Origin of the sequence: Vibrio sp. V03_P4A6T147, from assembly GCF_002241085.1 — a bacterium.
Lineage (GTDB): Bacteria > Pseudomonadota > Gammaproteobacteria > Enterobacterales > Vibrionaceae > Vibrio > Vibrio anguillarum.
Window position 1 is genome coordinate 1 of record NZ_NDIO01000271.1, and the last position, 11,141, is coordinate 11,141.

An 11,141-nucleotide genomic window follows, 5' to 3' on the forward strand; every position below is an offset into this window, starting at 1 on the left:
GTGGCTGCCGTACTCTCTTCTGCTCCTTCTTTTGCCAACGATCCAATGCCAAATCCTGAGGTGTTGGATCAAGATCAACAACCACTGGTGCTGACACCAGATATAAACGTTCCCGCGGGTATCGTATTTTCTGGTTATGCTCGTTATGGCGCAGCCTACCAAAATGGCGATGTCAAACTGGTTGAAACCAATGGCCGTTTAAACGGTAACTCAACAGGCCGTTTAGGTAACGAAGGTAACGGTGGTGAGTTCCAATTTGGTAAAGGATTCGTCAGTGACAGCGGTGCTATTTGGGATGTGGTGGTGATGTTCAACCATTGGGGTGATGAGGTGGGTGTGCCTAAAGCTTACGCTGGCGGAACCAACATTTTTGAAAGCCAACCTGAACTTTATGTATGGGCTGGTCGAGACTTTCACCAACGTATTTCAACGAATTTGAACGACTATTTTTGGATGACGCATGATGGGCAAGGTGGTGGTTTCTACAACCTTAATCTAGGAGGCATTAAATTCGACGCCAGTGTCGTCAGTGCAACGGGGGCTTCTCCTAGCGATCATCCAGATGGTAATTACGCATTGACCACCAAAATCCACGGCATTCAATTTTCTGATACAACCAATCTCAGCATTTATGCTAACTACGGCTTTGATGACAATTCGGATCCAACGGCCAAAAAACTCAACGCGTTTCAAGTGGCGGGTGAATTGAAGTTTGGGGATGACCGTTTGGTGGTGCGTTATGCTGATAACGCCAAAGACAGTGTTTTTTGGAAAACGGAGAATCAATCAGCGTTGTTGGTGAGCTTTGATGGGAGTAAGGCGCTGGGAGACAATGCGGCGATTGAATACCTAGCGGCTTATCAAGCCTACGAAGATGGTGCATACAAACAGTATGACCGTACTAACTACAACGTGTTGGTTCGCCCGATGTATTTTTGGGATGAGACCAACTCAACGTGGTTAGAAGCTGGCTATGATGTTGTAGATTTTGACAACATCGACGCCACCAACTCTTCTTGGAAAGTGACACTATCGCAGAACATTTCGTTTGGTAAAGGTGCAGGCGCTCGACCAATGCTCCGTTTCTATGCCACTTTGGGTGATGCCGATAACGAAACTGTGATCGACAAAGACGGCCTATTTAAAGCCGCAAGTAACCCAGATACGGTAACGATTGGCGCGATGTGGGAAGCGTGGTGGTAACCCCATATTTGATCATTAACTGTCCATTCTTTTTTCACGGCTCGCTCGATGCCTGCCGTGGTTTTTAACCTCCAGCGATACACTTACGCTTTCGGGCCACATTAGTGGCCCTTTTTTATTTACGGTAATCGGCCATCATCTTTTTCTCTCTTCCGATTGCCATGAAACAGTTTCATGGCTGCCTGGGAAACTGCTGTGGCTTTCAATGTTTAGATAATTGTCATTTGTGTGCCTAGTTCGATGTGATTTCTCTCACGCTAAAGCGAGGGGATATCTTGAATACTAGCTCATGAAAGCGGTTTCTTGTTGGTTTTGTCAGTAATGTTGTGAGGCGAGAGTGGCGACAATTAAAGATGTGTCTGATCATGCAGGTGTATCGCAAGCGACGGTGTCGCGGGTGATTAATGGAACTAGCCGTGTTAGCCACGATAAAAAACTCAGAGTCGAAAAGGCGATTAAAGATCTTGGTTACCGCCCCAATTCTATTGCTCAAGCACTGGCCTCAAGCCGTACGGGGAGCATCGGCATCATAGTACCGGAATTAGGGGGCCCTTTTTATTCAAGCATTTTGCATAACATTGAAGAGCAATTGCGTAAGTTTGGCTACCACGTCGTCGTGACGGCAGGCTCGAACACAGAGCAAGGACAAAAAGAGTCGGTGCAATTTCTGCTAGGTCGCCGAGTCGATGCATTAATTCTCCATACTCAACATCTAACCGATGACTACTTGATTGAATTGGATCAACAAGGGGTTCATTTGGTGCTAGTGAACCGTTTTATTCCTGAAATGGCCAGCAGCTGTATTGACATTGATAACGAGATAGGTGGCTTTTTGGCGACACAGTATTTACTCAGTCAGGGTCATCAACGAATTGCTTGTATTACTGGGCCATTGGATAAATCTGATGCGCGAGGCCGTTTGCAAGGCTACCGAAAAGCGTTGGAAGAGGCTGGGCTTGACTATGAAGAAGCACTCGTGTCTGAAGCTGGTTTTACCGAAGAATCCGGCGTCAAAGCGATGCGCAAATTACTGATGCGTCACTGTGAATTTAGCGCCGTATTTGCTTCAAACGATCATATGGCATTTGGTGCATTTGAAGAGTTGCGCCGTGTCGGGTTGCAAATACCACAACACATATCCTTGGTTGGATTTGACGATATTTTATTCGCGCGTTACCTCACCCCAGCGTTAACGACCGTGAATTTCCCTCTTGAACAGATGAGCTTAGAAGCGGTTCAGCTCGTTATTCAAAAGCTGCACAAAAACAAACGCGACGTGAACTTCAAATTATCCCCTTCGTTGGTGATACGAGACTCCGTCAAAAATTTACTCAACACCCTATAAACCTAACAATAAAGATATTAAGGATGAATCATGAAATTTAAGACCTTAGTGCTATCAAGCGCCGTGGCTTTAGGATTTTCTTCGCTTACATATGCTGCCGACCACACCATCCGTTTAGACGGTTTCCCCGACTTTGATAGCAGTTTGAAAGTCTTATTGCCGGACTTTGAACAAAAGAGTGGTATCAAGGTTGACTATTTAATGAATAACCACGGCGACCACCACACCAAGCTGACGACGAACCTTGCCACAGGATCCGGAGCGGGGGATGTGATTGTGGTTGATGTAGAGAAAATTGGCCCCTTTGTTGCCTCCGGTGGCTTAGTCAATTTGTCGGAAAAATATGGCGCGGACAAATTCCAAGACCATTTCGCACCTTATGCTTGGGCACAAGGCAAGGGTGGCGATGGCCATATGTATGGCATTCCTGTCGACCTTGGCCCAGGCGTGATGTACTACCGAACCGATGTGTTTGAAAAGGCGGGGATTGACATCAATCAAGCGATAAAAGATTGGGACTCTTACATCAAAGCCGGTGAAATATTGAAGAAACAAAACGTACAGCTGATTGCATCCGCCGCTGATGTGGCACAAGCGATCATTTTTACCACGGTTCCTGACGGCGAAGGATTGTATTTTGATAGTAAGGGAAATTCAGTCGTCACTTCCGAACGTTTTGTACATGCATTTGAAGTGGCAAAAACGATTCGTGAAAAAGGGCTAGATGGCCGAATTTTGGCATGGTCTAACGAATGGTATGAAGGTTTCCGTAACGGTACTTTTGCTACTCAGCTTTCTGGTGCGTGGTTACTCGGACATCTGAAAAACTGGATTGCGCCAGATACAGCAGGCAAATGGGCCGTATCAAACCTTCCTGATGGTATTTACGGCAGTTGGGGCGGTTCATTTCTCTCAATCCCTACTCAATCAAAACATCAAGATGAAGCGTGGAAGCTGATTGAGTACATGACAACCAACCGTGATGTGCAGCTTAAAGCGTTCGAAACGATTGCCGCGTTCCCCTCTAATGTCACGACTTACGATGACCCAATGTTCAATGAAGAAATTGAATTTCTAGGTGGTCAAAAAGCGCGTTTGTTGTTTGCGAATGTGGCAAAAAACATCAAACCAGTCGCGCCTGCGAAAGGCGACCATGTGGCTCGTTCTATCATCTTAGAAAATGCACTGATGGAAGTGTTGGATGAAGGCAAAGACATCAAAGCCGCATTGAAAGATGCAGAACGTTTAATTCAGCGTCGTACCCGTAATATGCAATAGCACTGTCATCATTAAAAAGAACCGCCAGCGGTGCTGGTGGTTCACTAAGCGTAAGTTATAGAAGGCATGATGTTATGCCTAAGAGGTCGTTATTATGAATCACGTTACGAGCAACGCTGTGCAAGCGCCATCGGGTCGACGTTTTTTTTCTCACCTGAGTTTGAAAGCGCTTACACCGTACGGGTTTCTATTGCCGTTTTTGATTATTTTTTCTGTTTTTGGAGTTTTTCCTCTCCTGTTTTCTGTCTATCTCTCTTTTCATGCGTGGAACCCCGTCGAAGGGGTTGCCGCCATGAATTATGTGGGATTTGATAACTACCAAGTTGCATTGACCGACCCTTGGTTGTGGCGTTCATTAAGCAATACATTGTGGTTGGCGATAACCTCGGGCGTCGCTCAACATTTAGTGGCTATTCCAGTGGCCTATATTTTGGTTTCATTGGGCGATCGGCTGCGTCATTGGCTGACATCCGCTTATTTTTTACCATTCATTACTTCAACGGTGGCGGCGTCGCTCATCTTCTTCAATATGTATTCACCCAATTCGGGCATCATCAACCAAAGCTTAATGGCTTTAGCTGATAGCAGTGTCTTTGGCTGGGCATTTTCTTGGCTTAATGAGTATCAACCTATCCGTTGGTTAGATGATGCCAACATGATCAAACCCTCGATTGCCATCATGGTTTTTTGGAAATACACCGGTTTTAACATCGTGTTGTACACCACAGGTTTAATGACCATTCCCAAAGAAATTTTAGAGGCCGCGCGGATGGATGGCGCTAACGCCTTTCGCCGTTTTTGGAATATCTCACTGCCGATGATTCGCCCTTTCGTTTTCTTTGCCGTCACCATGACCATCATTGGCAACTTACAACTGTTTGAAGAACCGTTTGTATTAACGCGCGGCACCGGAGGCGTAGGCCAAGCAGGCTTAACCATCTCAATGTATCTCTACAAAGTGGGTTGGGAGTGGCTAGAGATGGGCACGGCATCCGCTATTTCTTGGCTGCTGTTTGCGCTGATTGCAACTTGTACTGCGATTCAGTTTTTCTTTTTTGGTAAAAAAGGGTTAGGGGAGTAATAGCATGTCAATCCACGCTTTAAAACTCAGTGATCGCAGCATTGAACTCATCACTAAAGTAATGATGGCACTACTGGCGGTTGTATTGATTGTCTCGGCGTTGATCACAGTTTTCCCATTTTTGTGGTCGGCGCTGCTGTCAACGCGCGATCGTACGGAAATCTTCGGTTCAGGCATCAGCTTTGCCATTGGGGATAGCTTAGCCATTAACTATGCAAAGCTGTTGCAGATTATGCCGTTTTGGCAGGCGATGTTTAACTCTATCTACATTGCCTTTTTAGGCACCACTATCTCACTGTTGTTTTGCAGTATGGGCGGTTACGCGTTTGCTGTGTTTCAGTTCAAAGGTAAGAACGCGCTATTTGGCATGTTGGTGGCTTCCATGATGATCCCACCCGTCTTGAGCTTGATCCCCTATTTTATGATCGTGAAATTTTTGGGTTTGATGGATAACCACATGGCGGTTTGGCTGCCGTTTACCACCACTCCATTTGGGATTTTTCTAATGCGCCAACACGTGATGGCCTCTATTCCTAAAGAGTTATTAGAAGCGGCCAAACTCGATGGCGCGGGAGAGTTTCGTACTTACTGGAGCGTTGTTTTGCCGTTGATGAAACCTGCATTGGCAACACTGGCGATTGTACAGTTTGTCTTTTTCTGGAACAGCTTTATGAACCCGTTAGTGGTGCTCACATCGCCAGAAAACTACGTCATTACTCAGGCGTTACGTAGCGTGCAAGGCATTCCAAATACGCCTTGGGGTGCGGTGATGCTTGGCACCACCATTTCTATATTGCCACTGGTGACTATCTATCTCTTTGCGTCCAAACAGATGATAAGCGGCTTAACATCCGGTGCAGTAAAAGGCTGATTAGCCTTCAATCCCTCATTTTAGTTACTCATGCTGGCGTGGTTTTGTTGAAAGAAGGCGCAGTGTGAAGGAGAAAAATTATGGCAAAAGTTGAATTTAAGAACATTAAGAAGTCGTTTGGTCATGTGGATGTTGTTAGGCATTTTGATTTCACGGTGAATGATGGTGAGTTTGTGGTATTTCTTGGCCCATCGGGTTGCGGAAAATCAACCACATTACGCATGTTGGCGGGGCTGGAGTCGATTACTGCCGGTGATATTTACGTTGGTGACAAGTGGATGAATAACGTAGATGCCAAAGATAGAGACTTAGCGATGGTGTTCCAAAGTTATGCGCTTTACCCACATATGAGCGTGTATGAAAACATCGCGTTTGCATTGAAGTTAAAAGGCATGCCAAAAACTGAAATCGATAAGGAAGTGCGTAAAGCGGCAAAAATGTTAGAGCTTGACCCGCTCCTTGATCGTAAGCCTAAAGAGTTATCTGGCGGTCAACGCCAACGCGTGGCGATGGGGCGTGCCATGGTGCGTACGCCAAAAGTGTTCTTGTTTGATGAGCCACTTTCTAACTTAGATGCCAAGCTTCGTGGTGTGATGCGCGAAGAAATCAAGCAGTTACATCGTCAGCTTAAAACTACCACTATTTATGTTACGCATGATCAAATTGAGGCCATGACGCTCGCTGATCGCATTGTGATCCTCAAAGATGGCTATGTTGCGCAAGTCGGTACGCCAACAGAGGTGTTTCAACGCCCGGCGAACAAATTTGTGGCGCAGTTTATTGGTAACCCTTCGATGAACATGCTTGATGCACAACTTATCCAGCAAGATGGCGAATGGCTTATCCAACTGGGTGACATCTTTATTCCGCTTCCCGAGCGATTTAAAGCGCATGCGTCTAAAAACCTTGCATTGCATGTCGGTATTCGTCCCACCGATATTCACTTACGCGCAGAACAAGTTAACCATGAACGCGTCTTGCCAATCGCCGTTACGCTCAAAGATAAAGAGTTGCTCGGTGCGAGCATTTTGTTGAAAACCCATGTTGCAGGCCAGCCTTTGATGGTGGAAACCCAAGCGGCAGAGGTAGAGGTGACGAAGGTTACACTCTATCTCGACCTAGATGCGATTCATATTTTTGATGCGCTGAGTGAAAACTCATTGGCCAGTTTTTAATGGTGAACAAGACGATGACAATAATAAAGCAAGCCCCTTATTTCGACGTTTGGCCCAAAATAGAATCAGCAATCAAAGCTGACCCTGAAATTGAACAGCAAGTAGCAAGAATCGTAGGGTTGATGACCTTAGAAGAAAAAATTGGCCAGATTATCCAACCAGAAATCCGCGATATTACGCCGCAAGAAATCATCGATTATAAGATTGGTACGGTACTCAATGGTGGTGGCTCTTGGCCAAACAGCAATAAACATGCACCAGCCAGTGAATGGGTAGCGAAAGCCGATGAATACTGGTTTGCCGCAGAAAAAGCTTATCAAGGTCGCCCATTTCATATTCCGTTTATGTGGGGGACTGACGCAGTACACGGCCACAATAACGTCTTTGGCGCAACCGTATTTCCGCACAATATTGGGTTGGGGTGCGCGCGCAATCCCGCGTTAATTCGCAAAATTGGCCGTATTACCGCGCTGGAAATCGCCGCGACGGGTATTGATTGGACCTTTGCACCAACCGTAGCCACCCCTCGTGATTTGCGTTGGGGGCGCTGCTATGAAGGTTACTCTGAAGACCCTGAAGTGACTTATGTTTATGCCAGCGAAATGGTCGCAGGTTTGCAAGGTGATGCCATTGACTTACAAGGTGAGCATCATGTGATCTCAAACGTCAAACATTGGGTGGGCGATGGCGGCACAGTGAATGGTGTTGATCGCGGCAGCAATACTTACAGTGAAGATCTGCTGCGTAACGTGCATGCCATGGGCTATTTCAGTGGCCTTAATGCCGGTGCGCAAGTGGTGATGTCTTCATTTAATTCGTGGGATAACCAAGCGAACTATGATCACGCGCCGCACATTTCAGGTGATTACAACCTCAAAATTCATGGCAGTAAGTACCTACTCACTGATGTTTTGAAAGATCAAATGGGCTTTGATGGATTAGTTGTAACCGATTGGCATGGTCATTCTGAAGTCAGTAAATGTACCGATGGTAATGCGACTTACGCTATCAATGCGGGTAACGATATTTTAATGATCCCTATTCGTGAGCATTGGCAATCAGCCTATCGTCAGGCGGTGAGCGATGCAAAAAGTGGAGTACTGAGCCAAAGCCGAATTGATGATGCTGTGACGCGTATTTTACGGGTGAAAATGCGCGCGGGTTTATGGAAAAAACCGCATCCTTCAGCGCGAGCTTTGGCTGGTCAGCAGTCACTGATTGGTTGCTCTGAACATCGTGCTATCGCTCGCCAAGCCGTGCAGCAATCGATGGTACTGTTGAAAAATAACAAGGGTATTTTACCGCTCAAACGTGGGTGCAAGGTTGTGTTAACGGGCAGTGGTGCCAATGATTTGCAAAAGCAAGCGGGCGGGTGGAACCTCACTTGGCAAGGGGATGAAAATAACTTAGCCGATTTCCCCGGAGCCACCACAGTGAAAATGGCGTTAGAAGCCGAATTGGGCATAGATAATGTTTGCTACGATCCAGAATTAACGGGTGATTGGCAAGCGGGTGATATTGCGGTTGTGGTGTTTGGTGAAGATCCTTATTCTGAAATGATGGGTGACATCAAAGCGTGGCAATCTTTGGAGTTTTCAACCTTGAAACGTCGCTACCGAGCAGATAGCGAAAAAATCAAAGCATTTCATAAGCGCGGCGTAAAAGTGGTATCGATTTTCTTTAGCGGTCGTCCACTGTTTGTCAATGAAGAAATATCCTTGTCTGATGCTTTTGTTGCGGCATTTTTACCCGGCAGCGAAGGACGTGGCATTACTGATGTTTTAGTGGCTAAAGAGAATGGTGAAGTTAATATCGACTTCTCTGGTACCTTGTCATTCAGTTGGCCCAATAAAAAGCGCAGCACCTGTGTGAACCGTATTCCTCCTCATATTCCCAACTATGTCGTGCCTGAATGTGAGCAGTCTCCTGTTGGGGAACATGCTCCTTTATTTGAATACGGTTATGGGCTTAATTACGCTGAAAAAAAACAAACTCGAGATTTGGATAACCTTGATCTAGATATCGACTCAGAAGAAGTAAAATGGCAAGCAACACGTGCAGAGCATCTGTATGGCATTATGGCGACGATAGGCGATTATCAACTTAAAGTGTCGGATGCTGAACATTGGATGGGTGTGGATGTCTCACGCAACAACGTGATGAAACTCGGTGCTGTCCGAACTAAGCCGTATAACTACCAGCAGCAGCAAGACGCCGTTGAGGTAGAAATTCTGGGAGGTGGAGCAATGGTTTATGCGCAAACGGGGCTAGGGCAAGCGGAAGATTTCAGCCATTACGATAATGCGCATGGCGTGGTCAGTTTTGAGATTAAAGTGCTCAGAGCGGCAACAGAACCTGTTTATTTGTCACTGCAACGCGCCGTTGTTCCTGGATGTTTGGGGGATATTGATAACGTGGTTAAAGTGGACGTCAGCCACTACTTTTCCACCGTCAATGATAGCTTTACGCGCGTGAACATTGCTTGTTCACATTTCTCTGAGCAGGGATTAAGTTTTACTCATCTCGACACGCCCTTCTCATTATTTACTAATGGTGAGTGTCAATTTGTGATCGCCAATATATGTTGGGATACACAGTAAAAAGAAACGATAGACTCCTTCTCCGTGTGGAGAAGGAGTGCTTCTAAAGGGCCAAACATCGCCATGAGAAAATCAAAGAAAGCACCCACTGTTTATGATGTCGCTAAGCTTGCCGAAGTTTCGGCAAGCACTGTCTCTCGTTTTTTGAATCGCACAACTTACGTATCGGATGAAAAAAGCCAAAATATTGAACGTGCAATTAAAACCCTTGGCTACAAACCTAGTTACCCAACCAGTCATCTAGGCAATAAGCGTTCGATGACTATTGGTGTATTAGTGCAGCACGCAGAGAGCCCTCACACCAGTCGAATTCTGAATGACATGGAGAAGGTATTAATGACCCAAGGGTATTCACTGGTGATTGCCACAGGTCAGTGGCAGAAAAACTTGGAAGCACATGCACTGGAGTATCTTGCCAGAAGCAATGTCGATGGAATGATCATAGTGACAGGCAGTTTAAAAAGCGATCAAATCCTCAAATATGCTCAATCGATTCCCATCATTGCTGTCGGCCACCAAATTGTTAGTAATAATGTACGTTGCATTAATGTGGACAATGTACTCGGCGGTTATATTGCCACCTTGCACCTATTGCAATTAGGGCACGTGAACATTGCTCATATAAAAGGGCTCGCTAATCAGCCTGATTCAACCGCCCGTTTCACTGGCTACCAAAAAGCGCTTCGTGAAGCGGGAATTAAGCCTATGCCTAAACTCATTAAACAAGGTGACTTTAGCTCTGAATGTGGGTATGAAAAGACGGTTGAACTGTTGCAGTCGAAAGTCCATTTCTCGGCTATTTTTGCTGCTAATGATCAAACGGCTTATGGTGCCATTAAGGCGTTAACTGATCACGGTGTGCGAGTGCCAGATGATGTTTCAGTAATTGGTTTTGATGACTTACCTGTCTCTCAGTATTTCACTCCAGCCCTAACGACATTGCGCCAACCAATTGAAGAGATCGGTGCGGTGTGTGCGCATTCCATTCTCAACTTGCTCAGTGGTAAGAGGCACGATGCTAGGTTACCCCCTATCGATTTAATTGTGCGAGAGTCCACAAAGTCTATCTATCGTTAATAAAAAGCCCTCGTTAGAGGGCTAGTCGGACATGAAATTATAACCGTCGGAATTGGCGAACTAATGTGCCTTGAGAGCTAAGGTTTACCACTAAATCCTCACATTCATCTTCGTGTATCGTTGGCTTATAACATCAATATGACTTACAACTTGACCTTACGAGTAAGCTTGCCACAATGTGCGCATGCAATAACTGTAGGGAAAACAGTATGATATTTTATTCTTTTGGGCGGCTAAAACCCATCGCGTTACTCTTAACCTCTTTACTTTCATCAACTTCTTTCGCTGCTATCAGTGATGCGCCTGTGGTTGGCGGGCTGTTCAATTCGGCGCAAATATTGAAAAATCAAATGGCGTCGTCTTTAAGCTATTCAACGCGCTTTGCCCGTGATTCGACCTTATTTACCATCGCCGGGGTAACACTCGATAGCTATATCCTTATGTTGCCTTTAGATGCAAAAACAAAAGCTCGCGTTATTGCACAAATTTCTAACCCAACTTACGCCATCCC

At 45.8% G+C, this 11,141-nt stretch carries 8 protein-coding genes and 1 pseudogene; all 9 read left to right on the top strand.

Annotation, left to right across the window (positions count from 1 at the left end):
* Nucleotides 1-1,203: carbohydrate porin (locus B9J84_RS10695; RefSeq protein ID WP_143698855.1), on the top strand; the 1,203-nt coding region annotated here is incomplete at its 5' end.
* 337 nt (nt 1,204-1,540) lie between these two features.
* Nucleotides 1,541-2,548: a LacI family DNA-binding transcriptional regulator gene (locus B9J84_RS10700; RefSeq protein ID WP_017050242.1), complete on the top strand. Its 1,008-nt coding sequence runs from the start codon at nt 1,541-1,543 to the stop codon at nt 2,546-2,548.
* Nucleotides 2,549-2,578: 30 nt separating this feature from the next.
* The gene (locus B9J84_RS10705; protein WP_094124099.1) at nt 2,579-3,826 is read left to right on the top strand and encodes an extracellular solute-binding protein; all 1,248 of its coding nucleotides are present in this window, start codon (nt 2,579-2,581) and stop codon (nt 3,824-3,826) included.
* A gap of 94 nt (nt 3,827-3,920) precedes the next feature.
* Nucleotides 3,921-4,907 (top strand): carbohydrate ABC transporter permease, encoded by a 987-nt coding sequence (locus B9J84_RS10710; RefSeq protein ID WP_013868154.1) that lies wholly within the window; start codon nt 3,921-3,923, stop codon nt 4,905-4,907.
* A 4-nt stretch (nt 4,908-4,911) separates the two neighbouring features.
* Complete coding sequence (locus tag B9J84_RS10715) at nt 4,912-5,778, top strand: carbohydrate ABC transporter permease (RefSeq protein WP_017044900.1); 867 nt, start codon at nt 4,912-4,914, stop codon at nt 5,776-5,778.
* A gap of 80 nt (nt 5,779-5,858) precedes the next feature.
* On the top strand, nt 5,859-6,953 hold the full coding sequence (locus B9J84_RS10720) for an ABC transporter ATP-binding protein (RefSeq protein WP_013868152.1): 1,095 nt from the start codon (nt 5,859-5,861) through the stop codon (nt 6,951-6,953).
* Nucleotides 6,953-9,553 (top strand): glycoside hydrolase family 3 protein, encoded by a 2,601-nt coding sequence (locus B9J84_RS10725; RefSeq protein ID WP_094124100.1) that lies wholly within the window; start codon nt 6,953-6,955, stop codon nt 9,551-9,553. The genes B9J84_RS10720 and B9J84_RS10725 overlap by 1 nt, the downstream gene beginning before the upstream one ends.
* 63 nt (nt 9,554-9,616) lie before the next feature.
* The gene (locus B9J84_RS10730) at nt 9,617-10,630 is read left to right on the top strand and encodes a LacI family DNA-binding transcriptional regulator (protein ID WP_094124101.1); all 1,014 of its coding nucleotides are present in this window, start codon (nt 9,617-9,619) and stop codon (nt 10,628-10,630) included.
* A 176-nt stretch (nt 10,631-10,806) separates the two neighbouring features.
* Nucleotides 10,807-11,141, top strand: a pseudogene (locus tag B9J84_RS10735) (nucleotide pyrophosphatase); the annotation flags it as partial.